The sequence below is a fragment of the Acidisoma sp. genome (assembly GCF_035492295.1).
Taxonomy (GTDB): domain Bacteria; phylum Pseudomonadota; class Alphaproteobacteria; order Acetobacterales; family Acetobacteraceae; genus Acidisoma.
On sequence record NZ_DATJJK010000065.1, the window covers coordinates 1 to 24,090 of the forward strand.

Sequence of the window (24,090 nt, forward strand, 5' to 3'; positions counted from 1 at the left end):
GATAATGCCGTGGTCGTAGAGATATTCGGAGCGCTGGAAACCGTCCGGCAGCTTCTCGCGCACCGTCTGTTCGATGACCCGGGCGCCGGCGAAGCCGATCAGCGCGCCGGGTTCGGCGATCTGGATGTCGCCCAGCATGGCGAAGCTCGCGGTAACGCCGCCCGTGGTCGGGTCGGTCAGCACGACGATATAGGGCAGGCCCGCCTCCTTCACCATCTGCGCCGCGATGGTGGTGCGGGGCATCTGCATGAGGCTGATCGCCCCCTCCATCATGCGCGCGCCGCCGGAGGAGGTGTAGATGATGAGCGGCGCCTTCTGCATCACGGCGAGGCGCGCGGCGGCTACGATTCCCTCGCCGACGGCCGCCCCCATGGAACCGCCGAGGAAGGAGAAGTCCATCGCGGCGACCACCGATTTCTGGCCGCCGATTTCGCCGTGCCCGACCAGGATCGCGTCATCCAGCTTGGTCTTGTCCCGCGCATCCTTCAGCTTGTCCGTGTAGCGCTTCTGGTCGCGGAAGCGCAGCGGGTCCTGCGGCACGCGCGGCGTCTCGATCAGGGTGAAGTGGCCCTCGTCGAAGGTCCAGGTCAGGCGCTCGCGGGCGGATGCCCGCATGTGATTGCCGCAATGGGGGCAGACCTTGAGATTGGCATCCAGATCGCGCTGAAAGATCATCTGCTGGCACGCCGGGCACTGGTGCCACAGGTTCTCGGGCACATCCTTGCGGCCGAGCAGGGTACGAATCTTGGGGCGGACGAATTCGGTGAGCCAGCTCATCTGCAGTCTCTCAACTCAATAACGGGAAGGTGCTGGAGTCAGGCGGCCACGCGGACGCCGCGCACGGCTGCTGCCAAGGCGCGAACCTGATCCAGCACGATCTCGACCGTGCCGGGCCGGGGGCGCCCGTCCTCGTCCAGATTCCGGGCGAGGGTGTCGATCAGGGCGGAGGCGACGACCGCGGCATCCGCAATCCTGGTCGCTTCCGCCGCCTGTTCCGGCGTGCGAACGCCGAAGCCGATGGCAATCGGCAGGTCGCTGAACTTCCGCACGCGGGGAATCGCCGAGGACAAATCGGCGGAGGTCGCGCTGCGCGTGCCGGTAATGCCGGCGATGCTCACGTAATAGATGAAGCCGGAGCTGCCCTCCAGAACATAGGGCAGGCGCGTCTCGTCCGTCGTGGGGGCAACCAGGCGGATGATGTCGAGCCCGCTTGCCACGGCGTGGGGGGCGAGGAGTTCGGCCTCCTCGGGTGGCAGGTCGACCGCGATCAGCCCGTCTACCCCGGCCGCCGCAGCGTCCTGGCAGAAGATCTCAGGACCGTAGGCGACGATCGGGTTGAGATAGCCCATGAGGATGATTGGCGTGTGATCGTCCGTCTCGCGGAAGCGGCGCGCCATGGCGAGCGTGCCCTTCAGCGTGGCGCCGGCCTTCAGGCCGCGCTGGCCGGCGAGCTGGATGATCGGGCCATCGGCCATCGGATCGGTGAAGGGCATGCCGATTTCGATGAGGTCGGCGCCGGCCGCCGGCATGCCCGCGAGAATCGCCTGGCTGGTCTCAAGGTCGGGGTCGAAGGCTTCAAGGAATGGAATGAGCGCGCCGCGCCCTTCCTTCTTCAGCTTCGCGAAACGTGCGGCGATGCGGCTCAAAGGTCATCCCCCGTATGGGCGGCAACCGTGAAGATGTCCTTGTCGCCACGGCCGCTGAGGTTGACGAGGATGATCTGGTCGGGGCCGAGCGTCGGCGCGAGCTTGGCAACATGGGCCAGGGCATGGGCGCTTTCCAGCGCCGGGATGATGCCTTCGACACGGCAGCAGAGTTGGAAGGCTTCCAGCGCCTCGTCATCATTGATCGGCACGTATTCGACGCGGCCGTTCTCGAAGAGGAAGGAGTGCTCGGGCCCGAGACCCGGATAGTCCAGCCCGGCGCTGATCGAATGCGCTTCCTGAATCTGCCCGTCCGCATCCTGCAGCAGATAAGTCATGTTGCCGTGGAGCACGCCGGGGCGGCCGCGCGCGAGGCTTGCCGCGGTCTTGTCCGTGTCGATGCCGTGACCGCCGGCCTCGACGCCGATGAGGCGCACCGCTTCGTCGAGGAAGGGATGGAACAGGCCGATGGCATTGGAACCCCCGCCGACGCAGGCGATGGCGACGTCCGGCAGGCGGCCTTCGGCCTCCATCAGCTGGGCCCGCGCCTCGTTGCCGATGACGCACTGAAAATCGCGCACCATGGCGGGAAAGGGATGGGGGCCCGCGGCGGTGCCGATGAGGTAGTAAGTGTCGTCCACATTGGCCACCCAGTCGCGCAGCGCCTCGTTCATGGCGTCCTTCAGCGTGCCGGCCCCGGCCGCGACCGGCCGAACCTCGGCGCCGAGAAGCTTCATGCGGAAGACATTGGGCTTCTGCCGCTCGACATCGGTCGAACCCATATAGACGGTGCAGGGCAGACCGAAGAGGGCGCAGACGGTGGCGGTCGCCACCCCATGCTGGCCGGCGCCGGTCTCGGCGATGATGCGGGTCTTGCCCATGCGGCGCGCGAGCAGGATCTGGCCCATGCAGGCATTGATCTTGTGCGCGCCCGTATGGTTCAGGTCCTCGCGCTTCAGGTAGATTTTGGCGCCGCCAAAATGCTTGGTCAGGCGCTCCGCGAACCAGAGGGCGCTGGGCCGGCCGACATAGTTCTTGAGATAGCCGGCGAGTTCCGCGTGGAAATCCTCGTCGTCGCGGGCGTTGAGATAGGCCGCCTCGACCTCGCGAATGACCGGCATCAGCGTTTCAGCGACATAGCGGCCGCCGAACTTGCCGAAATGACCCCGATCATCGGGAAAATTGCGCAGGCTGTTCTGGCCGCCGGCCAGATCTGGAGAGAAATGCTTGTTCACGGGACCCCCTGATGGGAGCTCTCATACTCCCCTGCCGTGCCGCCCGAAAGGGTCAGGCCCGGCATACGTGACGCTCTGATGAAATCCTTGATACGCGCGGGGTCCTTGACCCCCGGCGCGCTTTCGACGCCGGAGGAGACATCGACCGCCTGCGCGCCGGAGGCCGCGATCGCTTCCGCGACATTGTCGGGCGTCAGCCCCCCGGCCAGCAGCCAGGGCAGAACCGGGCTCCAGCCCGCGAGCAGAGACCAGTCAAGCGCGGTCGCATTGCCGCCCGGGCGATTGGCACCGGCCGGCGGCTTGCTTTCGATCATCAGCGCGTCCAGCCCGTCTCCGGCGGCCTCGGCCGCGGCCAGTTCCGCACGGGCAGACACGCCACGGGCGAGCCAGACCGGGCGGCCGAAGCGGGCGCGGATTTCCCGCGCCCGTTCAGGCGTGTCGTAGATCTGGAAAATATCTAGGGGCATCGTTTCAAGCACCGCAGCGATCTGGTCGAGTTCGGGCTTCACAAAGAGGCCGACAGCCGGCGGCCCGTCCGGGCGCCGGGCACGAATAGCGGCGGCCTGGCTGCCCGTGACGAAGCGCGGGGAGGGTGGGAAGAAGACGAAGCCCACGTAATCCGCCCCGGCATCCACAGCGGTTTCATAAGCGGCCGGACTGTTCAGGCCACAGATTTTGACCTTCATGCGGCCTGTCCTCTCGCCAGATCGCTCGCGATGGCGGCCGCGGCGGCGGCCGGATCGGCCGCTCCCGTGATGGGTCGCCCAATCACGAGCCAATCCGCCCCGGCACTGATCGCCTCGCGCGGGGTGAGCGTGCGGGCCTGATCAGCAGCGGCCGCGCCCACCGGGCGGATCCCAGGGACGACGAGCAGCGGCTCGGGCCCGATCTCTGCACGGAGCATGGCCACTTCCTGCGGGCTGCAGACGAGGCCATCGGCCCCCGCGCGAAGGGCCAGTTTCGCCAGCCGCAGCACCTGTGCGGCGGGACTGTCCGCGACGCCGGTCTCCGTCAGCGCCTCGGCCGAAAGGCTGGTAAGCACGGTCACGGCGAGCAGCTTCGGGCGCGCGGTACCGGCCTTTTCTGCGGCGATGCGGGCGGCGGCGATCATCGCCGAGCCGCCCGAGGCATGCAGCGTCAGCATCGCGGCGCCGAGCGGCAGAACCGCGGTCACGCCGCCAGCGACGGTGTTCGGAATGTCGTGCAGCTTAAGGTCGAGGAACACGGGCTGGTCTGTCACCGCCCGCACGCCCGCTTGGCCGTGGGCGAGGTAGAAGGCAAGGCCGAGCTTCAGCAGGCCGACATGCGGCGTGAGGCTCCGCGCCCAGGTCTGAGCCGTCACGAGATCGGTCGTGTCGACGGCTGCGATGATCGGATTCTGCGGTCGGGTCATGGCGCGTCAGTCTTTGACGGACAGCGAGGCGGGCGCCGCTGTCGGCTGCAGGCTGCGCGCCGTGGCTGCTGCCGGCGGCACGAAGGGCGGCTGCCGGCGGGCCTCGGCCTGGGTCAGCTGCGCTTGAAGGCGCCGCACCTCTGCCTCTGCCCGGCGCGCGCGGCGGCCAAGGCCGAGATGGTCCAGCCAGACGATTCCGGCGCCGAGCAGGAAGGCCACGGCCATGGCCACGAGCACCGCGACCGAGAGCGGCAACACGACCGAGTAATCGGTCGGCCAGAAGCCGAGGGTCACCGATTCCCGGTTCGAAAGACCGAAGACGATGAGGATGAGGACGAGGATGAGGGCGGGGATGAGACGCAGCATGGCGACAGCTTAGGGGATCCGGACTGAATGGTGAACTCCGCGCCGGACCTGCTGGTCACGCGCGCACAGTCAGATGTGGCGCTGCCGCCATCGCGCGGCAACCGCCCCAACCCCAATCGTCGGAGGCGTGGCCAGCGCGATCCTGTCAACCGGCCCGTCGCCGCCAAACCTATCGGCTATCGCTTGCGCAACCATGGGGCGAGCCTACGACGCTCCGAGGCCGCCAGGCCACGACAAAACGAGGTGTCAGCCCCGATGATCCGGTGATGGAGGGCCAGACGGCCGGGGCTGCGGCTAGCCGCCGGATTTGCCCGGGCCCTTGTTCACGCGGCCGCGGAGTTCCTTGCCCGCCTTGAAGAAGGGCACAGCCTTCTCGTCCACTGCGACGGCCTCGCCCGTGCGGGGGTTGCGGCCGGTACGGGCGATGCGCTGCTTGACCGTGAAGGCGCCGAAGCCGCGCAGCTCCACGCGCTCTCCGCGGGCAAGGGCCTCGCTGATCTGGTCGAAGATGGTGGCGACGATGGTTTCCACATCCCGGGCGGTCAGGTGGGGATTCGCCTCGGCCAGGGCGGAGATCAGCTCGGACTTTGTCATTCGGCTGGCCTTCACCCTCTCTCAGCACGCGCTCAGTCCCTGCGGACGCGGTATCTCAGCGAACGATCCCTGTTTGAGGGCGCGTCAGAGGCCGGCAGGCTGCCAGAGAGCCATGGCGCCGTCAAGCGTAACTCTCTGCGAAAACAAGAGATTAGCCAGTCCGCCCAGGTGCAGGCCAAAGAAGGAGGGGCCCCGGCCCCGGGGTTGCACCGTCTCGGTCGGCAGGCCAGCCGGGACGTCCTTGGCGCGCGCGAGCCAGGCGCGTGCCTCATCCTGCCCGCCGATCGCGTCGATCAGGTGCAGCGGCAGGGCCTGACGGCCGGTATAGGCACGGCCATCGGCCAATGTGCGGACGTCGGCGACGCTCATGTGGCGGCCTTGCGCCACCATGCCCACGAACTGATCGTAGAGATCCATCAGCAGGCTCTGCAGCGCCGCCTGACCTGCCTGGGTCATCGGCGCGGAAAGGCTCGGCTGGCCCTTGAGCGGCCCGGAGACCAGGGTCTGCACGTCGATCCCGAGCTTATCCAGGAGGCCGGAGAATTCCGGCGCTTCCATGATGACGCCGATCGAGCCGGTGATGGTGGCGTTGCGGGCGAAAATCCGCTGCGCCGGTACGGCGATCATATAGCCGGCCGAGGCGGCGAGCCCCTGCATGACGGCGACCACCGGCTTACGGGTCGCGACGCGGGCGATCGCGTCATGCAGCGCCTCACCGCCCGAGACAGCACCACCGGGACTGTCGATCACCACCATGAGCGCCGCGACCTGCCGGTCGTCGGCGAGGTCATCCACCGCTTCCGCCAACTTCTCCTCGTTGCCGATGATCCCCTTCACATTCAGCACTGCGACATGCCGCCCGCCGGGCAGGCTGAAACCCCAGACCCCGAGCGCGGCCACGACCAGAGCCACAACCGCCACCACGCGCCAGAGAATGATGCCGCGCTTGAGCCGCCGGCGGTCGAGGAAAAGGTCGGTTTCCAGACTCACATCGGTGATCCTGAGAGAGGGCAAAGAAAAAGCCGCGGGCGACGCTTGCGCGCCACCCGCGGCCCATCCTAGCGAGCCCGAAGGCCGGACGTAAATCAGACGTCCGACTGCTGGTTCCGCCTGCGGATCGCGGCACCCAGAATGTCACCGAGCGAGGCGCCGGAGTCGGCAGAGCCGTATTCCTGAACCGCCTGCTTGTCCTCGTCCATCTCCTTGCCGCGGATGGTCAGCGCCAGCTTGCGGGCCGCGCGATCCACGGAGATGATCTTGGCATCGACCTTCTCGCCAACCGCGAAGCGGTCGGGGCGCTGGTCGGCCTTGTCGCGGGCGAGTTCGGCGCGGCGGATGAAGCCGGTCAGAACCTCGTCCACCGAAACCTCGACGCCATTGGCCTGAACCGCGGTCACGACGCAGGTGACGATGTCGCCCTTGTGGACGCGGTCGAACACGCCGGCCGCCGGATCATCGCTAAGCTGCTTGATGCCGAGGCTGATGCGCTCTTTCTCGACATCGACGTCAAGAACCTTCGCCTTGATGATGTCGCCCTTGTTGTAGCGGGTGATCGCCTGCTCGCCGGCTTCGTCCCAGGACAGGTCGGACATGTGCGCCATGCCGTCGATGTCTGCGCTGATGCCGATGAAGAGGCCGAATTCCGTGATGTTGCGGATTTCGCCTTCGATCTCGCTGCCGACCGGGTGCTCTTCGAGGAACTGCTCCCAGGGATTGCGCTGGACCTGCTTGAGGCCGAGCGAGATGCGGCGCTTGCCGGCATCCACGTCCAGCACGAGCACGTCGACTTCCTGGCTGGTGGCGACGATCTTGCCCGGATGGACGTTCTTCTTCGTCCAGGACATTTCGGAAACGTGCACCAGACCCTCGACGCCCGGCTCCAGCTCCACGAAGGCGCCGTAGTCGGTGATGTTGGTGACGCGACCGGTGAACTTCGCCGCCGGCGGATACTTGAGCGCCACGCCTTCCCAGGGATCGATCTCGAGCTGCTTCATGCCGAGGCTGATGCGCTGGGTTTCCTGGTTGAAGCGGATGACCTGCACCTTCACGGGCTGGCCGATCTGGAGGGCCTCGCTCGGATGGTTGATGCGGCGCCAGGCGATGTCGGTGACATGCAGCAGGCCGTCCACACCGCCGAGATCGACGAAGGCGCCGTAGTCGGTGATGTTCTTCACCACGCCGTCGAGCACCATGCCTTCCTTGAGGCCCTGGATCAGCTCGCTGCGCTGTTCCGCACGGGTCTCTTCGAGAACGGCGCGGCGGGACACGACGATGTTGCCGCGGGCGCGGTCCATCTTGAGGATCTGGAAGGGCTGCGGGGTGCCCATCAGGGGTCCGACGTCGCGCACCGGACGGATATCGACCTGGCTGCCCGGGAGGAAGGCCACCGCGCCGCCGAGATCGACGGTGAAGCCACCCTTGACGCGGCTGTAGATCGTGCCGTTCACGCGCTGGTTGGCAGCGTGGGCCTTTTCGAGGTTGCTCCAGGACTCCTCGCGGCGGGCCTTCTCGCGCGAGAGCACGATGGAACCGTCACGGTCTTCGTAGCGCTCGACGTAAAGCTCAACCACGTCGCCGACGGCGACTTCCGGCTTCTGGCCCGGCGGGCCGAATTCCTTCAGGGGGACGCGACCTTCGCTCTTCAGGCCGACATCGACGATGACGGCATCATCGGTGACGCGAAGCACGCGGCCGGAGACGACGGAGCCATCGAAGCCGGTGTCACGGCCGAGGGTCTCGTCGAGCAGGGACGCGAAATCCTCCTCCGCGGCGTGGCCGGCAGGGCGGAGGGCGGAACTTGCTGACATGTGGCGGTTTCTGTCCTTGATCAGAGCGTGCGGCAAGGAGCCGCACAGGGTCTGCGCATCGTGGCTGACGGGACCATCCCGAGCCGACACGTCTTGCCCGCAGGTCCTGCGGGCCGGGTCTAATAGAGAGCGACCGCACCCTTGCCGGGTCCGGTGCTCGCGCGACAGATACGCCGACTTCGGCCCAAGTCAAGGGAAAGCGACGTGACGGGCCGCGCGGCTGCCCCACGCCACAATACGAAACGATCTCCGGGTCAGACGCCGAGCCGGTGGCGGATGATCGCTTCCGCCCGGGCGAGCGCTTCCGCGGCCGTGAGGCGGGAGGTGTCCAGGATCACGGCATCCTCGGCCGGTCGCAGCGGTGCGGTCGCGCGGTTCGCGTCGGCCTCGTCCCGCGCCGCCATCTCGGTCCTGATCGTGGCGAGGTCGGGCACCGGCCCGCCGCGCGCCTGAAGTTCCAGGAAGCGCCGCTCGGCGCGGACGTCGAGGGTCGCGGTCACGAAGAGTTTCACCATCGCCTGAGGCAGAACGACGGTGCCGATGTCCCGCCCGTCCAGCACTGCGCCCCCTGCGGCGAAACGCCGCTGGAAGTCGAGCAACGCCGCGCGTACCCCGGGGAAGCCCGCCACTTTGGAGGAGGCGGCATCCGCGGCCGGCCCGCGCAAATCCGGGCGCTGCAGGTCTTCGGCCGTCAACGCCTCTGCCGCCGCCTGGGCGGCAGTCGCGTCAGCCGGGTCGCCGCCCGCATCCAGCACACGACGGCCGGTCGCGCGATAGAGAAGGCCAGTATCGAGATGGGGCAGGCCGAGCAGGGAGGCGAGCCTGCGGGCGAGCGTGCCCTTGCCGGAGGCGGCCGGTCCGTCGATCGCGACGGTAAGCGGCGCGTCCTCCTGTGCCGTCATGGGCGCACCATGATGGCGCCAAGGCCGCGCATGAGATCGGCGAAGCCCGGAAAGCTCGTCTCGATGAAAGCCGCGTCATCCGCCGTCACGGGTGACGCGGTCGCGAGGCCGAGGACGAGGGCCGACATGGCGATGCGATGGTCCATATGGGTCTCGACCGTGCCGCCGCCGGCGGGCGGCTTGCCGCCGGTGCCGTGGATGATGAGGTCGTCGCCTTCGATCTCCACGGCGATGCCGTTGACGGTCAACAATGCGGCCGTCGCCGCGAGCCGGTCGCTCTCCTTCACGCGGAGTTCGGAGAGGCCGCGGAACCGGCTGGTGCCCTCGGCGAAAGCCGCCGCGACGGACAGAACCGGGAATTCGTCCACCATGCTCGGCACGCGGGCGCGCGGCACTTCGATTGCCTTCAGCGTGCCGGCGCGGACGGTGATGTCGCCCACCGGCTCGCCACCCTCGACGCGCTCATTCGAAATTGTGAGATCAGCGCCCATCTCGACCAGGCTGGTGAAGAGCCCGGTGCGCAGCGGGTTGAGGCCGACATTCTCGATGGTGACAGCGGAGCCCGGCACGATGAGGGCTGCCACGATCGGGAAAGCCGCGGAGGAGGGATCGCCCGGCACCACGATATCGGCGGCCGTCAGCCTTGGCTTGCCCTCGAGGCGCACCACCCGGCCCTGGCCTTCGACCGTGACCGAGACGGTCGCGCCGAAATGGCGCAGCATGTTCTCGGTATGGTCGCGGGTTGCTTCCGGCTCCTGCACCACCGTCTCGCCCTCGGCATTGAGCCCGGCGAGGAGGATCGCGGACTTCACCTGGGCGGAGGCGACCGGCAGGCGATAGGTGAGGGGGGCGGGGCTGGCGCTACCTTCAATCGCGAGCGGCAGGCGGCCGCCGGCGCGGCTCGCGAATCGGGCGCCGGTCGCGGCCAGCGGCTCCGTCACCCGCTTCATTGGCCGGCCGCGCAGGCTGCCGTCGCCGGTCAGCACCGCGAAGATCGGGTGGCTCGCGAGAATGCCGCAGATCAGGCGGGCGGCGGTGCCGGAATTGCCCATGTCGAGCACATCGGCTGGTTCCCGCAGGTGGCCGCGGCCCTGGCCGCGCACGGTCCAACGGCCGGCGGCATGCTGTGTCACCTCAGCCCCGAGCGCGCGCATGGCATCCGCCGTGCGCAGCACATCCTCGCCTTCGAGCAGACCGGTGATGCTGGTTTCACCCTCCGCCAGCGCCCCGAACATGAGGGCGCGATGGCTGATCGACTTGTCGCCTGGCACGCGGATGCGGCCGGAAAGCGGCGCTCCGGCGGGCTGGCTTTGGAGTGGTTGGGCGGTCGTGGGGGAATGGTCCATCGGCTTCTCTTGACGCGAGGAAGGCACATGCGAGGAAACGGGGTTTGACAGCGGCCTCGGAGGATGGCAAGGCCGCCCCCTTTCCGAACACAGCTACCCCCTGACGAGGCTCCTGATGGTCAAGCCTGAACTAGGCACCAAGCGCGTCTGCGTCTCCTGCGGGACGCGCTTCTACGATCTGGGCGTTGCGACGCCCAGCTGCCCGAAATGCGGCACAGAGCAGCCGCCCGAGCAGCCGCGCCTCAAGCGTGGCGGTCCCCCCGTGGAAGACCGACGGCTGAAGAAGCCCGTCGCGGCGGCGCGCGAGGAAGAGGTCGACGTCGAAGCGGCGGAGGTCGAGGAGATTGTCGAGGATGACGACGTCCTCGATGAATCAGCCGATCTCGACGACGATGACGATGCGATCGAGACCGAAATCGAGGTCGAGAAGGACACCGACGAGCGCGATCAGTAAAGCTCACCGATGGCGACCGCTCTCGCTTTCGTGCGGGAGCGGTCAATTGCCAGAAGCCGCTGAACATGCGCGTTGTTTCGGCGATTCGGTGGCGACGTTCGAGAAGGGCGCGCCCGCATCTTCGGCTCTGGACGCTGGGCCGGCAGGTGCGACGGTGAGGAACGCAACTGCGAAGCTGAGACGTCGCCCTGATGTCGGATACGCCTCCCCGCCGGACAAGGTCCTCCGCACTGCAGTCCTTTCGGTTGGTCGCGGGGGTCAGCGTGTTCGCCGTCCTGCTGCTGATTGCGGGATGCATCTCCGTTCTGTTTGAAAGCCGCCATGAACTCGCCCGCCGGGCGGACATGATGGCGGCCAATATTCTCGTGCTCGCCGATCAGACCGTCCGGATCGAGATCGGACGCTATGACACGCGGCTCCTGGATGTTCGGTCTACCCTCCAGGCTGACCCGACGGCCGCCCATACAGCCAAGGATCTCTTCGGCGGTCCGGCAGTGCGCGAACACATCGGCGACATCATCGTGACCGACGCCGCAGGCGGGGTGATCACCAGTTCGCGGCCAGAGGTCACCCCGGGCTACGTGCCCTATCTTCCCTCTATCCTGGCTCACGAGCAGATCGGCCTGCGTGGCCTCGGCATCAGCACCGTCACGCTGGGCGGCCATATCCAGCCGGAACTCGCCCTCATCCGGCGTTGCGCGGGGGCCGGCTGTGGCCAGGTCGGGGCCGTTATCGCCCTGTTGCCCATGGCTTGGATTCAGGGTGTCTTCAATGCGATCGAACTGGGCCAGGGTGGGGCGATCGGCCTCGTTGACGGGCAAAGAGTGCTGCTCGCGCGCAAACCATTCGTCAGCGCCCAACTGGGCATCAAGTTGGCAAACCACGGTATCATCGACAGGCTGCCGCGCGACAGGATCCTGGTCGAAGTGCGGCATTCCCATATAGATGGCGTCGATCGGCGCGTTTCCGCCCGCTGGGTCGGTGGGCTGCCTCTGGTCGTCCTCGTCGGCATTTCGACGACCGACATTTTCCATTACTGGAACGATCTGGCGGTGGTGATCGTCTCGGCGGTCATCTTACTATCGGTCGCTCTGCTGGTGCTGGCGGTGTTGTTTTCACGCCAGCTCTACCGCAAGATGCTGGTGGACCAACAACTTCTGGCGGCCAACAAGCAACTGGCCGAACTCGCGCGGACCGATCCGCTCACCCGTCTGCTCAACCGCCGCGGTTTCGACGAGAATCTGGCACGGGAATGGCGGCGTTGCCGCCGCGCGGGCAGGCCGATCACCCTGCTCATGATCGATGCCGACGAGTTCAAGAGGTACAACGATCATTTCGGCCACCAGGCGGGCGACCAGGTGCTGCGCACCATCGCAGACTGCATCCAGTCGCGCATCCGTCGGCCGGGAGACATCGCGGCCCGCTATGGCGGGGAGGAATTCGCGATCGTGCTGCCCGATACGGCACTGCCCGGCGGGCTGCGCGTGGCCGAATCGATTCGTGCCGCAATCGAGGAGCAGGCCATGACCCATGCCCCGGGGCATCGCTATGTGACCGTGAGCATCGGGCTCAGCCATGCCGATCCTGGACCGGACGGCGCGGCGGAGGAACTACTGACGGTCGCGGACGCCGCGCTCTACGAGAGCAAGGCGGCCGGCCGCAACCGCGTGACCGCGCGGCCCTTCATTCCGCGGCTTGACGTGGCCCGGCCCCCTGCGGCGCAGGCGATGCCTTAGACGGCACCTGGCTGGCGCCGACAGGCAGATTGAGAGCGACGCCCTCGGCGACCGTTTCGGCCGTCACGGCCGAGAGCGTCCACCCGAGATGGCCGTGGCCGGTATTGTAGAAGACGCAGGGTTTGGAACCCGGACCCACCCGCGGCAGCATGTTCGGCATCATAGGCCTGAGGCCCGCCCAAGGCACGGCGGGGCTGGTATCCACCGCGGGGAAGAGGCTGCGCGTCCATTCGACCAGGGGGCGGATGCGGTCGGCCCGGATGTCGAGATTATAGCCGTTGTATTCGGCGGTGCCGGCGACGCGGAAGCGGCCCTCGCCGAGCCGGCTCGACACGATCTTGGCGCCGTCGTCCAGCAGGCTCACCCAGGGCGCGCCGCGGCGGCTCTCCTCGTCCTGCAATGGGACGGTGATGGAATAGCCCTTCACGGGATAGACGTTCAATTTATCGCCGAGGGCGGCCGCGAAATGCCGGCTTGAGACGCCGGTGCAGATCACCACCGCGTCGAAATGGGCTTTCTCCTCGGCGGTATGGCTGCTGCCCTGGGCGGTGGCCGGATGCCAGGTGATGTCGATCCCCTCTGTCCCATGGGCGAGCCGGGTCACCGCCGTATCGTAGTGGAAGACCGCGCCGCGCTTGACGCAGGCGGCGGCAAGGCCGCGGGTGAAGGCATGAATATCCCCGGTATAGTCGGAAGCGGTGTAGTAGCCGCCGAAGAAATCTCCATTGAGCGTGGGTTCGATGGTCCGCATTTCGTCCGGCGTCACGGCAACGCGTTCCAGCCCGCCCTCGGCATAGAGCTGGTTGACGCGGGTTGCGTCGTCGAAACTCTTCTTGTCGCGATAAATATGCAGGATACCGCGCGGCTCGCGGTGGAAGTCGATTCCCTCGGCCTCGGCGGTTTCGTCGAGGAATTTGCGGGAAGCGATGGCGAGCCTAACGGTCTCGACCGTATTGCGCCGGTAATGCGGAATCTGGCCCATGAATTCCAGCATCCAGCTGTATTTGTGCCAGGACGGTTTCGGGTTCACCAGCAGTGGCGCGTCCTTCTTGAGCATCCATTTGATGCCCTTGAAGACCGTTGCCCAGGAATTCCAAACCTCGGCATTGCTCGCGGAAAGCTGGCCGCCATTGGCGAAGGACGTTTCCATCGCCGCATAGCGATGGCGCTCGAAGACACTGACCTGATAGCCACGCTTGAGAAGCGAATAGGCGGTGGTGACGCCGGTGACACCGGCGCCGATGACGGCGATATGCTTCAAGATCAAGGCTCCGCTATTGGAGAGTGCGGACGCTTCCGTGCTGGTTCTTGCGTCACGTCCCCCGCCGCCGTTTGACCCAGTATTTCATTCCAGGCCCGCGCGGCAATGGCCGTGAGCGGCTTCGCCATGTCGACGATCATCCAGCCGGGGCGATGCGGATTGGGGCGCCGCCCGATCTCCCGATAGCCGAAGGACTGATAGAGGGCGAGATTCCGCTCCATCCGGGCATTGGTATAGAGGCGGATTTCGCCATGGCCCGCGGCGAGGACCTGCTGCTCCGCATGGCGCAGCAGGCGCACGCCATGGCCTTGCCCCTGGAAGGCGGGTGCCACCGCCACGCTGTAGATCATGCCGTGATCGGCATGCAGTTCCAGCACGAGCAGCCCGGCGAGGCCGAAGGGCTCGCGCAGCAGCCAAACCTCGCCGGCCGCAATACGGGGCGCGTAGTCGGTCGTAACTGGCAAGGGCGGCGCGCCGAGCATTTCCGTATAGGGCCGGTAAGCGGCTTCCGTGAGTGTGCGGACGGCCTCCAGATCCTCCGCCGCGGCGAGGACGAAACGGTCAGACATGGATGATGCTCCCTTCGCCTCCCCGGGGACCCCAGAAGATCACCCAGGTTACGAAATCCGCACTCATGTCGTGAAAGCGATGCGTGTCGCCGGCCGGAACGAACAGGACATCGCCGGTGCGGGCCTCGGTCATGGCCTCGTTATGCTCGAACCGGGCCTGGCCGCTCGCCACGATGTAAAGCTCGTCCTGGGTGTGCGGGCTCTGCCGATCCTGCCCGCGCGGCGCGAAAACCTCGACCGACATGCTGCCATGGCGGATGGCATCGACGAAGGGCTCACCCTCCGGCCAGACGGCAGAGGGCGCGCGCGGCAGCTGCGCCAGCAAGGCGGGAAGGGAAGCTTTCAACGTCTCGGTCATGGCGGACTCCGTCGTGACGATCTTCGAGGCCAAGCTTAGTCCCGCAGATGCTCGGCCAACAGCGCGTCCAGTGCAGCCTGGGTTTGAAAATGATACGCGATCAGACCGGCTTGACGCGCGCCCTCCACGTTGTCCGCGCTGTCGTCGATGAAAAGCGTCTGATCCGGGCGGGCGCCCAGCGCCGTCAGGCAGCCGAGATAGCATTCGGGTTCCGGCTTGCGGGCGCCGAATTCCGCCGAGACATGGAAATCCGATCCGAAGACTTTGGCGATCTCGGGCGAAAGGCGGCCGATCTCGTCCCGAAGAAGAAGGTTGTTGTTGGTCAGAACGGCGACCCGCGCCTTCGCCTTGAGGCGGTGTGCCAGCGCCAGCATGGCCGGATCAGGGGTCAAGGCAGCGGCCTGTGCCTCGCTCCACTCTGCAAGCGTCAGCGGATGGCCGAGCGCCTCCCCGAAGCCGCGAAGATAGCGGCCCTGGTCCATCATGCCGGCATCGCCCGCATCCTCGAAGCCGGAACCCCAGATAGCGACCTCCACCTGCGCCGGCGGGAGGCCCGAGAGACGGGCGAGATGGGCGATCCGGCGGTCCTTGTCGTAACGGCAGAGGACGCCGTTCATGTCGAAAAGAACGAGAGCGATCGCCATCTGCGTCTGTCTCTCCTGTCAGGCGGCCCGGCGGAGCCCGCCCTGGCGTTCGATGAAGGAGGCGATTTCCGGCACGCCCTGGCCCGCGCGGATATTGGTGAAGACGAAGGGCCGGTCGTTGCGCATCTTCCGGGCGTCCCGGTCCATCACCTCCAGGCTCGCGCCCACATGCGGGGCGAGGTCGATCTTGTTAATGACCAGAAGATCGCTGCGGGTGATGCCGGGGCCGCCCTTGCGGGGGATTTTGTCACCGGCCGAGACGTCGATGACGTAGATGGTGATGTCGGCAAGCTCCGGGCTGAAGGTCGCCGCCAGATTGTCCCCGCCGCTTTCGATGAGGATGACGTCCAGACCCGGAAAGCGCTTGTTGAGATCTGCCACGCCCGCGAGGTTGATGGAGGCATCCTCGCGAATCGCCGTATGCGGGCAGCCGCCGGTCTCGATGCCAAGGATGCGGTCCGGCGTGAGAGAGCCCGCGCGGGTCAGGAACTCGGCATCTTCCTTGGTGTAGATGTCATTGGTGATGGCGGCGATATTGTAGACCTCGCGGAGCGTTTTGCAGAGCGCGTCCATCAACGCGGTCTTGCCGGTGCCGACCGGGCCGCCGATGCCCACGCGAAGCGGGCCGTGGGGCGAAGAACTCATGTGCGGAACAACCTCGTATATTGCGTTTCGTGATGCATGGCGGCGAGATCGGTGCGGATTGCCGCCGTGCCGATATCGTCAAGCGTGAGATCGCGGCTCTCCTCGGTGACGGAAACCAGCACGGGTTCGAGGGCGGCCATGATGCGCAGCCCCGCCTGCTGGCCGAGCGGAATGAGGCGCACGGCGGCCGAAACCAGATTGGCCGCGAAGGCGTGCAGGAAGCCGAGCACGGCGCGGTCCTCGGCGATGCCGTGGGCGGCGGCGATGGCACCGACCGCCACCGGATAGGCGATCTCGCCGGCCAATCCCGCCAGCACCGGATGCGGCCAGGCTTTCGCGGCCGCGATGAAGGCATTGCCCTGGGCCGTGGTTTCCAGCAGGCGCTCCCGGCAGGCGGGCAGGGCGGCGGCCAGTTCCACGATTTCGGTAAGCGCGGCCGCATCGTTCGCTGCACGATGGGCGTGGCGCAGCAGGATCGCATCCGTGCGCCCGCTGCCATGCTCCAGGATATCGCAAATCCAGGCGACGATCCCGGCGGTGGACTTGGCATCGTTCGATTCGACCGCCCATTCGATGCCATGGCTATAGGCGAAGCCGCCCGTCGGGAAGGCGGGCGACAGCCAGGTCAGCAGTTTCAGGAATCCGTCATCGCTGAGGGACGCGTCAGTCATAATGATGATGGCCGAGATCGTCGTCGTCGTCATGGTGGTGGTGATGGCCGCCCCCGGTGCCGGGTGCATAGGCGCCTGATTCCGGGTCGAAGGGGGCCTCGTTCTCTTCCGCATGGCCGCCCAGGATTTCCACCATCTCGGCGATGACGTGATCATAACGGATACGGATTTCGCCGGGCAGGAACTGCACCGGCAGGTGCCGGTTGCCGAGGTGCCAGGCGATGCGCATCAGCGCATCCTCGTCATGGGCATGGATGTCCAGCACCCGCTCCGGCATTGCCTGCACGGCGAGAATGCGCCCGTCTTCGAGCTTCAACCCGTCGCCATGCTTCAACGCCACGGCCTGGGGCAGATCGAGCAGGCATTCGGCGCCGGACACGGTTTTGAGCAGGAAACGCCGCCGATGCCGGTGGTCATGATCCAGCAGCACGGCATCCGCCGCGTCTTCGGGTTTCCAGGTGCCTGCAAGGAGGTGTTCGGTTGCGCGCATGGTCAGAACAGGAAGTAGCGCTGCGCCATCGGCAGCTCTGTCGCCGGTTCGCAGGTGAGAAGCACGCCGTCCGCGCGCACCTCGTAGGTTTCCGGATCAACCTCGATAGTCGGTGTGGCATCGTTATGCACCATGCTCGCCTTGCCGATGCCGCCGCGCGTATTGTTCACGGCGAGCAATTCGCGCGAGAGGCCGAGGTTGCGGCCGATATCGGCGTCAAGCGCGGCCCCCGAGACGAAGAGCACGGAGGAGAGCGTCAAGGATCGGCCGAAATTGCCGAACATCGGGCGTGCATGGATCGGCTGAGGCGTGGGGATGGAGGCATTCGGGTCGCCCATCATCGCCATGGCGATGGTGCCGCTCTTCAGCACCAGATCGGGTTTCACCCCGAAGAAGGCCGGGTTCCACAGCACGAGATCGGCGAGCTTGCCGACTTCGATGGAGCCGACATGTTCCGAAATGCCATGCGCGATCGCCGGGTTGATGGTGTATTTCGCGATGTAGCGTTTTACGCGGTTGTTGTCCGCGTCACCGTCTCCGGGGAGCGCTCCGCGCTGCACCTTCATCTTATGCGCCGTCTGCCAGGTGCGGGTGATGACTTCACCCACGCGGCCCATCGCCTGGCTATCCGAGCTGATGATCGAGAAGGCGCCGAGATCGTGCAGGATGTCCTCGGCCGCGATCGTCTCGCGTCGGATACGGCTTTCGGCGAAGGCGATGTCCTCGGGAATCTCCGGATCCAAGTGATGACACACCATGAGCATGTCGAGATGCTCATCCAGCGTGTTGCGCGTATAGGGACGCGTCGGGTTGGTCGAGGACGGAATGACGTTGGGCAGGCCGGCGACGCGGATGATATCCGGCGCGTGGCCGCCGCCGGCACCTTCGGTGTGATAGGCGTGGATGGTGCGGCCGCCGATGGCGGCGATGGAATCCTCGACGAAGCCGCTTTCGTTCAGCGTATCGGTGTGGATCATCACCTGCACGTCGAAGCGGTCGGCGACCGTCAGGCAGTTGTCGATGGCGGCGGGCGTGGTGCCCCAATCCTCATGCAGCTTCAGCGCACAGGCGCCGGCGCGGATCATTTCCTCCAAGGCTTCGGGGCGGGAGGCATTGCCCTTGCCGGCGAAGGCGAGGTTCATCGGCAATCCTTCCGCCGCCTGCAGCATGCGGGCGAGGTGGAAGGGGCCGGGCGTGCAGGTCGTGGCGGCCGTGCCGGTGGCAGGCCCCGTGCCGCCGCCGAGCATGGTGGTGAGGCCGGAGGCCAGCGCTTCTTCGACCTGCTGCGGGCAGATGAAATGGATATGGCTGTCGAAGCCGCCGGCGGTCAGGATCTTCCCCTCGCCGGCGATGATTTCCGTCCCTGGCCCGATGATGATATCCACGCCCGGCTGCGTATCCGGGTTGCCGGCCTTGCCGACGGCCGCGATTCGCCCGCCTTTCAGCGCCACATCCGCCTTCACGATGCCCCAGTGATCGATGATCAGGGCATTGGTGATGACGGTGTCGGCCGCACCCGCGGCGTTCGTCACCTGGCTTTGGCCCATGCCGTCACGGATGACCTTGCCGCCGCCGAATTTCACTTCCTCGCCATAGGTCGTGAAGTCACGCTCGACCTCGACGAACAGTTCGGTATCGGCCAGGCGCACGCGGTCCCCCACCGTGGGGCCGAACATATGCGCATAGGCGTGTCGGGACATGCGGGCCATGGTCTCAGCCTCCGAGCTTGCCGGAGACTTCGCCCCGGAAACCATAGATGACGCGATTGCCGCGGATGGGGATCAGCGTTACCTCGCGCGATTGCCCGGGCTCGAAGCGCACGGCGGTGCCGGCCGCGATATCCAGCCGGTAGCCGCGTGCTGCCGCGCGATCGAACTGCAGGCCTGGATTGGTCTCGGCGAAATGGTAGTGACTGCCGACCTGCACCGGCCGGTCCCCGGCATTGGCGACCGTCAGCGTGATGGGCGTGGCGCCGGCATTCAGCTCGATATCGCCCACTGCGGGCAGGAATTCTCCGGGGATCATGCGGCGGTTCCTCAGCGGATCGGGTTATGGACGGTGACGAGCTTGGTGCCGTCCGGAAAGGTCGCTTCCACCTGAACGTCGTGGATCATCTCGGAAATGCCCTCCATGACCTGATCGCGCGTCAGCACATGCGCGCCTTCCTCCATGAGGTCGGCGACCGTTTTGCCGTCGCGTGCGCCTTCGACCACGAAATCAGTGATCAGCGCCACGGCCTCCGGGTGGTTCAGTTTGACGCCACGTTCCAGCCGGCGACGCGCCACGATTGCCGCCATGGCGATCAGCAGCTTGTCCTTCTCACGTGGCATCAGGTTCACCGGACCCGTCCTCCCTTTACAATTGCCAGACGCGCGGAAGGGCCGCGCCCCCGCGCATTTGTTCCAACGCGGCGATCACCGCCGCACGCAGACCAGCGCCATTTCGAGCCAAAATCCGCACGAGAACAAGGCCGTTCCAGGCGGAAACCCCGGCCTCGACCGCCGCATCCGGCAGGAGACCCTCGCCGAGCCGCTCGCGCAAGGGGCTGAGCAGCGCTTCCGCCTCGGGGCTTGCGAAAACGACGGTCGCCATGGCCCGGGCATCGGCGAAGGTGCCGGCGCGCGCCATCAGCATCCCGACCTGACCTTCCAGCCGTGTCGCGTCATGCAGGATCGGCCGTCCGCCCCGGCGGATGAGGATGCGGTCCCGCAAGCTGATCTGCTCCACCGTTTCGCCCATGGCCTGGCGGCCGAAGATGAGGCTTTCGACACCAAGGAAACGCGCGCCCGGCGCGAGATCGACGGACAGCCTGCGGTCGACCGAGCTGCGGTCGAAGAGGATCGTCTCCTGCGGCAGCCATTCGAGCAGCGCCCCCTCCGCCACCCTCAGGTCAGAGCGGATGGTGGCGGGGGGCGAGGCCGGGCTCGCCTTGTAGAAGCGCTCGGCAGCCTGGGTGGTGACGACGAAATGCGTGCCGGGGCGGGCTTCGACTGAGAGTGCGAGATCATCCCCGCCAGTGATTCCGCCCGAGGTATTGAGCAGCACGGTTTCGGGAATGGCGCCGGGCTCGGGCCGCGGGTGGCGCGCCTTGAAGCACCCTTCCTGCCGCAGCACGGCGAGCACGGTCTGCTCACCCCGCCGGTTAAAGGCGATGCGCAACCGGCCAAACGCCCGTTGCGCGCGGGGGGAGAGGAGAAGGGGCGAGGCGTCCATGCCATCTCTCTCGCATGAAGCAAGCGCCAGGGCCATCCGGGTCAGACCGAGAGGTGACGCCGCACCTCCGCCTCGTCCAAGCTGTCCCGGTCGCCCGACACGACGATTGATCCGCGATCCATCACCGCCAGCGTCTGCGCCAGTTCATGGGCGAAGTCGTAATACTGCTCCACCAGCAGGATCGCCATGGTGCCGCGACTGCGGAGAAGAGCGATGACCCGGCCGATATCCTTGATGATGCTGGGCTGGATGCCCTCGGTCGGCTCGTCCAGCACCAGCAGGCGCGGCCGCATCACCAGGGCGCGGCCGATGGCGAGCTGCTGCTGCTGCCCACCGGACAGGTCACCCCCACGCCGGCCCAGCATGGTCTTGAGGATCGGAAAGAGTTCGAAAATCTCCTCTGGGATCTTTCGTTCCCGGCGCGGCAGCACGGCGAAGCCGGTTTCCAGATTTTCCCGGACCGTGAGGAGCGGAAAGATGTCGCGCCCCTGCGGCACCCAAGCGATTCCGCGTTTCGCGCGTTCATAGGAGGGCATGCGCGTGATGCTCTGTCCCTCCCAGCGGATATCGCCGCCGGAGACGGGATGCGCACCGGTAATCGCGCGCAGCAGGCTGGTCTTGCCGACGCCGTTACGGCCGAGAATAGAGGTGACGGTGCCGAGTTCCGCGCGGATGGAGACGCCACGCAGCGCGATGGCAGCCCCGTAATGCAAATTGACGTTCTGGACTTCAAGCATCGCTTCGCCCCTATCGCCCGAGATACACGTCGATCACCTTCGGATCGGCGCTGACATGGTCGAGCGATCCCTCCGACAGAACCGATCCTTCGTGCAGCACGGTCACCTTCACGCCCAAGGCACGCACGAAGGTCATGTCATGCTCGACAACGACGACGGAGCGGGTGCGGTTGATGTCCCGCAAGAGATGCGCCGTCTGCTCGGTCTCGGCATCCGTCATCCCGGCGACGGGCTCGTCCACCAGCAGCAGCTGCGGATCCTGCGCCAGCAGCATGCCGATTTCGAGCCACTGCTTCTGCCCGTGCGAGAGGTTGGCGGCGAGACGGTCACGATGCGCCGTCAGCCGGATCGTCTCCAGCAGTTCCTCGATCTTCTCCTCCTCGCGGCGGGTCTTGCGGGCGCCGAGCGTAAACCAGGGCGAGCGATTGCCGGCGAGGGCGAGAAGGAGGTTGTTCCACACCGTATGGCTCTCGAAGGTCGTGGGCTTCTGGAATTTTCGCCCGATGCCGAGCTTGGCAATTGCCGGTTCGTCCAGACGGGTGAGGTCAGTCGAGGCGCCGAAGACGACCTGCCCGGTATCGGGCCGGGTCTTGCCGGTGATGATGTCCATCATCGTGCTCTTGCCGGCGCCATTGGGGCCAATCACCGCCCGCATTTCGCCTTTCGCGAGTGTCAGCGACAGGTTGTTGATGGCCTTAAAGCCGTCAAACGTTTTGTTCACGCCGCTGAGATAGAGAAGGTCGCCGCTGACGGCGCCGATGGGCTGCGTGCTCATGCCGTCTTCTCCCCGTCCGCGCCGGCCTCGCGCAGGTCGGCCGCCTCCGTGTCGATGGCGGCAAGGCCCTGCGGCTCATTCTCCGTCGGCAGCGCCACGTCGCTCCGGCGCCGGCGCAGCGTGCCGATGATGCCGCGCGGCAGGAACAGGGTGACGAGGATAAAGAGCCCGCCCAGGACATAGAGCCAGGCACCCGGCATCGCGCCGGTCAGGACCGTTTTGCCGAAATTCACCAGCACGGCGCCGAGGATGGCGCCCGACAGTGTGCCGCGCCCGCCGACCGCGACCCAGATCACCGCTTCGATGGAATTGGCGGGGGCGAATTCGCTCGGGTTGATGATCCCCACCTGCGGCACATAAAGCGCGCCGCCGATGCCGGCGATCACCGCCGACAGCGTCCACACCACCAGCTTGTAGTATTCCGGCCGGTAGCCGAGGAAGCGCGTGCGGTTCTCCGCATCGCGCACCGCCACCAGCACCTGACCGTAGCGGCTGCCGACCAGCCAGCGGGCGAAGAGGAAGGCGGCCGCGGCGAAGATGGCCGAGAGCAGCATCAGCGCCGTTGTTGTGCTGCTGCGGTCCAGCGGAAAGCCGGCGATGTCCTTGAAACCGGTCATGCCGTTATTGCCGCCGAAGCCCATGTCGTTGCGGAAGAAAGCAAGCAGCAGGGCGTAGGTCAGCGCCTGGGTGATGATGGAGAGATAGACGCCCGAAACGCGGCTGCGGAAGGCGAGGAAGCCGAAGATGGCGGCAAGCACCGCCGGCACCACCATCGCCATGAGGATGGCGAAGGGGAACCAGTCGAAGCCGGACCAGTACCAGGGCAGATGCTTCCAGCCGATGAAAATCATGAAGTCGGGCAGGTTGGCATTGGCATAGACGCCGCGTGCCCCGATTTCGCGCGTCAGGTACATGCCCATGCAATAGCCGCCCAAGGCGAAGAAGGCGGCGTGGCCCAGCGTCAGGATGCCGGCAAAGCCCCAGACGAGATCGACCGCGAGGGCGAGCAGGGCGTAGCAGAGATACTTGCCAGCGAGACCCACGACGAAGTCCGAGACATGCAGCGCGCTGCCCGCAGGCGTCGCGAGGTTGAGCACGGCGAGGACGAGTGCGACGCCGATGATGAGCACCGGCGTCAGGGTGAGGGAGAGGCGGGTCATGCTTCCACCGCCCGTCCCTTGACCGGGAACAGCCCGCGCGGGCGCCGCTGGATGAAGAGGATGATGAGGACAAGCACCACGATCTTGCCCAGCACGGCACCGGCCACCGGCTCCAAGCCCTTGTTGACGATGCCGAGCGTGAGGGCCGCCAGGACCGTGCCCCAAAGATTGCCGACACCACCGAAGACCACGACCATGAAACTGTCGATGATGTAGTTCTGGCCGAGATTGGGGGAGACATTGTCGATCTGGCTGAGCGCGACACCAGCCACCCCCGCGAGACCGGAGCCGAGGCCGAAGGTCATGGCGTCGATCCAGGGCGTGCGGATGCCCATGGCCGCCGCCATGCGGCGGTTCTGCGTCACCGCGCGCATGCGCAGACCCAGCGGCGTGTAGCGCATCACCGCCATCAATGCCGCCACCACAGCGAAAGCGAAGATGATGATGCACAGACGGTTGAGCGTGATGGTGAGGCCGCCGACCATGAAGAAGCCGCTCATCCAGTCGGGTGTCGCAACATTCTGGTTCTCGGCGCCGAACAGCGAGCGCACCGCCTGCTGCAGCACCAGGCTCAGTCCCCAGGTCGCGAGCAGGGTTTCCAGCGGCCGTCCGTAGAGAAAGCGGATCAGACAGCGTTCGATCAGGATGCCGATCGCACCCGCCACCAGGAAGGCCGCAGGGATTGCCACGATCACGCTGGTGCCGAAAAGATCGGGCGCATAGGCGCGGAAGACCTGCTGCACGCAGAAGGTGGTGTAGGCGCCGATCATCACCATCTCGCCATGCGCCATGTTGATCACGCCCATGACGCCGAAGGTGATGGCGAGGCCCGCCGCCGCCAGCAGCAGCACGGAGCCGAGGCTGATGCCGTAATAGACCGTTTCCAGCCAGTTCCACAGTTTCAGCTGGAAATCGATATGGGTGATGGCGGCGGCAATCGCCGCCTGCACCGGTTTCGAGAGGCCGGTCAGCGAGGAGAGTTCGTTGCGCGCGGTCAGGTCGCCGCGCGCGGCGATGATCTTCACGGCGGCGAGCTTCGTCGCGTCATCCGTCGTGGGTGTCATCAACTGGTCCGCCGCCTGCGCCTGGGC

At 66.5% G+C, this 24,090-nt stretch carries 28 protein-coding genes; 2 read left to right on the top strand and 26 right to left on the bottom strand.

Annotated elements, in window-relative coordinates; all coding sequences use genetic code 11:
* The 11 genes from accD to aroA all read right to left on the bottom strand — a co-directional run.
* On the bottom strand, positions 1–777 hold a 777-nt coding region (gene accD, locus VL752_RS04875; RefSeq protein ID WP_325352736.1), incomplete at its 3' end, for an acetyl-CoA carboxylase, carboxyltransferase subunit beta.
* Positions 778–815: 38 nt separating this feature from the next.
* Positions 816–1,646, bottom strand: a complete 831-nt coding sequence (gene trpA / locus VL752_RS04880) for a tryptophan synthase subunit alpha (protein ID WP_325352738.1) — start codon at positions 1,644–1,646, stop codon at positions 816–818.
* On the bottom strand, positions 1,643–2,854 hold the full coding sequence (gene trpB, locus VL752_RS04885) for a tryptophan synthase subunit beta (protein WP_325352793.1): 1,212 nt from the start codon (positions 2,852–2,854) through the stop codon (positions 1,643–1,645). The genes trpA and trpB overlap by 4 nt, the downstream gene beginning before the upstream one ends.
* Before the next feature lie 20 nt (positions 2,855–2,874).
* Entirely contained in the window at positions 2,875–3,564 is a 690-nt protein-coding gene (locus tag VL752_RS04890) for a phosphoribosylanthranilate isomerase (protein ID WP_325352740.1), read from the bottom strand.
* Positions 3,561–4,271, bottom strand: a complete 711-nt coding sequence (gene pyrF / locus VL752_RS04895; RefSeq protein ID WP_325352742.1) for an orotidine-5'-phosphate decarboxylase — start codon at positions 4,269–4,271, stop codon at positions 3,561–3,563. Before pyrF ends, VL752_RS04890 begins: the two co-directional genes overlap by 4 nt.
* A 6-nt stretch (positions 4,272–4,277) precedes the next feature.
* Positions 4,278–4,637 (bottom strand): lipopolysaccharide assembly protein LapA domain-containing protein, encoded by a 360-nt coding sequence (locus VL752_RS04900; protein ID WP_325352744.1) that lies wholly within the window; start codon positions 4,635–4,637, stop codon positions 4,278–4,280.
* Positions 4,638–4,931: 294 nt separating this feature from the next.
* Positions 4,932–5,231: an integration host factor subunit beta gene (gene ihfB, locus VL752_RS04905; protein ID WP_325352746.1), complete on the bottom strand. Its 300-nt coding sequence runs from the start codon at positions 5,229–5,231 to the stop codon at positions 4,932–4,934.
* A gap of 84 nt (positions 5,232–5,315) precedes the next feature.
* The gene (gene sppA, locus VL752_RS04910) at positions 5,316–6,221 is read right to left on the bottom strand and encodes a signal peptide peptidase SppA (RefSeq protein ID WP_325352748.1); all 906 of its coding nucleotides are present in this window, start codon (positions 6,219–6,221) and stop codon (positions 5,316–5,318) included.
* A 95-nt stretch (positions 6,222–6,316) separates the two neighbouring features.
* Positions 6,317–8,038, bottom strand: coding sequence for a 30S ribosomal protein S1 (gene rpsA, locus VL752_RS04915; RefSeq protein ID WP_325352750.1), 1,722 nt, complete (start codon positions 8,036–8,038; stop codon positions 6,317–6,319).
* Positions 8,039–8,292: 254 nt separating this feature from the next.
* Positions 8,293–8,940, bottom strand: a complete 648-nt coding sequence (cmk, locus tag VL752_RS04920) for a (d)CMP kinase (RefSeq protein ID WP_325352752.1) — start codon at positions 8,938–8,940, stop codon at positions 8,293–8,295.
* The gene (aroA, locus tag VL752_RS04925; RefSeq protein WP_325352754.1) at positions 8,937–10,286 is read right to left on the bottom strand and encodes a 3-phosphoshikimate 1-carboxyvinyltransferase; all 1,350 of its coding nucleotides are present in this window, start codon (positions 10,284–10,286) and stop codon (positions 8,937–8,939) included. Before aroA ends, cmk begins: the two co-directional genes overlap by 4 nt.
* Before the next feature lie 115 nt (positions 10,287–10,401).
* On the opposite strand from aroA, the gene VL752_RS04930 reads away from it, so the two are divergent.
* Entirely contained in the window at positions 10,402–10,740 is a 339-nt protein-coding gene (locus VL752_RS04930) for a TIGR02300 family protein (RefSeq protein WP_325352756.1), read from the top strand.
* A 263-nt stretch (positions 10,741–11,003) separates the two neighbouring features.
* Positions 11,004–12,476: a sensor domain-containing diguanylate cyclase gene (locus VL752_RS04935; RefSeq protein ID WP_325352758.1), complete on the top strand. Its 1,473-nt coding sequence runs from the start codon at positions 11,004–11,006 to the stop codon at positions 12,474–12,476.
* On the opposite strand, the gene VL752_RS04940 is transcribed toward VL752_RS04935, so the two are convergent.
* The 15 genes from VL752_RS04940 to urtB all read right to left on the bottom strand — a co-directional run.
* The gene (locus VL752_RS04940; RefSeq protein ID WP_325352760.1) at positions 12,424–13,737 is read right to left on the bottom strand and encodes a D-amino acid dehydrogenase; all 1,314 of its coding nucleotides are present in this window, start codon (positions 13,735–13,737) and stop codon (positions 12,424–12,426) included. The two genes, VL752_RS04935 and VL752_RS04940, sit on opposite strands and share 53 nt — an antisense overlap.
* Positions 13,738–13,739: 2 nt before the next feature.
* On the bottom strand, positions 13,740–14,306 hold the full coding sequence (locus VL752_RS04945; RefSeq protein WP_325352762.1) for a GNAT family N-acetyltransferase: 567 nt from the start codon (positions 14,304–14,306) through the stop codon (positions 13,740–13,742).
* A complete protein-coding gene (locus VL752_RS04950; RefSeq protein WP_325352764.1) occupies positions 14,299–14,664 on the bottom strand; it encodes a cupin domain-containing protein in 366 nt (121 codons plus the stop codon). The genes VL752_RS04945 and VL752_RS04950 overlap by 8 nt, the downstream gene beginning before the upstream one ends.
* Positions 14,665–14,699: 35 nt before the next feature.
* Positions 14,700–15,308 (bottom strand): HAD family hydrolase, encoded by a 609-nt coding sequence (locus VL752_RS04955; RefSeq protein WP_325352766.1) that lies wholly within the window; start codon positions 15,306–15,308, stop codon positions 14,700–14,702.
* Between the two features lie 18 nt (positions 15,309–15,326).
* The gene (gene ureG, locus VL752_RS04960) at positions 15,327–15,953 is read right to left on the bottom strand and encodes an urease accessory protein UreG (protein ID WP_325352768.1); all 627 of its coding nucleotides are present in this window, start codon (positions 15,951–15,953) and stop codon (positions 15,327–15,329) included.
* Complete coding sequence (locus tag VL752_RS04965; protein ID WP_325352773.1) at positions 15,950–16,693, bottom strand: urease accessory protein UreF; 744 nt, start codon at positions 16,691–16,693, stop codon at positions 15,950–15,952. Before VL752_RS04965 ends, ureG begins: the two co-directional genes overlap by 4 nt.
* The gene (locus tag VL752_RS04970) at positions 16,617–17,114 is read right to left on the bottom strand and encodes an urease accessory protein UreE (RefSeq protein WP_325352775.1); all 498 of its coding nucleotides are present in this window, start codon (positions 17,112–17,114) and stop codon (positions 16,617–16,619) included. The genes VL752_RS04965 and VL752_RS04970 overlap by 77 nt, the downstream gene beginning before the upstream one ends.
* Before the next feature lie 2 nt (positions 17,115–17,116).
* Positions 17,117–18,823 carry an urease subunit alpha gene (gene ureC / locus VL752_RS04975; protein ID WP_325352777.1) on the bottom strand — a complete coding sequence of 569 codons (1,707 nt, stop codon included), beginning with the start codon at positions 18,821–18,823 and terminating at the stop codon, positions 17,117–17,119.
* Positions 18,824–18,827: 4 nt separating this feature from the next.
* Complete coding sequence (locus VL752_RS04980; RefSeq protein ID WP_325352779.1) at positions 18,828–19,139, bottom strand: urease subunit beta; 312 nt, start codon at positions 19,137–19,139, stop codon at positions 18,828–18,830.
* Between the two features lie 11 nt (positions 19,140–19,150).
* Positions 19,151–19,453 carry an urease subunit gamma gene (locus tag VL752_RS04985; protein ID WP_325352781.1) on the bottom strand — a complete coding sequence of 101 codons (303 nt, stop codon included), beginning with the start codon at positions 19,451–19,453 and terminating at the stop codon, positions 19,151–19,153.
* Between the two features lie 16 nt (positions 19,454–19,469).
* Positions 19,470–20,327 (bottom strand): urease accessory protein UreD, encoded by an 858-nt coding sequence (locus VL752_RS04990; RefSeq protein WP_325352783.1) that lies wholly within the window; start codon positions 20,325–20,327, stop codon positions 19,470–19,472.
* A 41-nt stretch (positions 20,328–20,368) separates the two neighbouring features.
* Positions 20,369–21,064 carry an urea ABC transporter ATP-binding subunit UrtE gene (gene urtE / locus VL752_RS04995; RefSeq protein WP_325352785.1) on the bottom strand — a complete coding sequence of 232 codons (696 nt, stop codon included), beginning with the start codon at positions 21,062–21,064 and terminating at the stop codon, positions 20,369–20,371.
* 10 nt (positions 21,065–21,074) lie between these two features.
* Entirely contained in the window at positions 21,075–21,839 is a 765-nt protein-coding gene (gene urtD, locus VL752_RS05000; RefSeq protein ID WP_325352787.1) for an urea ABC transporter ATP-binding protein UrtD, read from the bottom strand.
* The gene (gene urtC / locus VL752_RS05005) at positions 21,836–22,999 is read right to left on the bottom strand and encodes an urea ABC transporter permease subunit UrtC (RefSeq protein WP_325352789.1); all 1,164 of its coding nucleotides are present in this window, start codon (positions 22,997–22,999) and stop codon (positions 21,836–21,838) included. Before urtC ends, urtD begins: the two co-directional genes overlap by 4 nt.
* Positions 22,996–24,090 (bottom strand): urea ABC transporter permease subunit UrtB (gene urtB / locus VL752_RS05010; RefSeq protein WP_325352791.1); only part of this gene is annotated, 1,095 nt, incomplete at its 5' end. The genes urtC and urtB, both read right to left, overlap by 4 nt.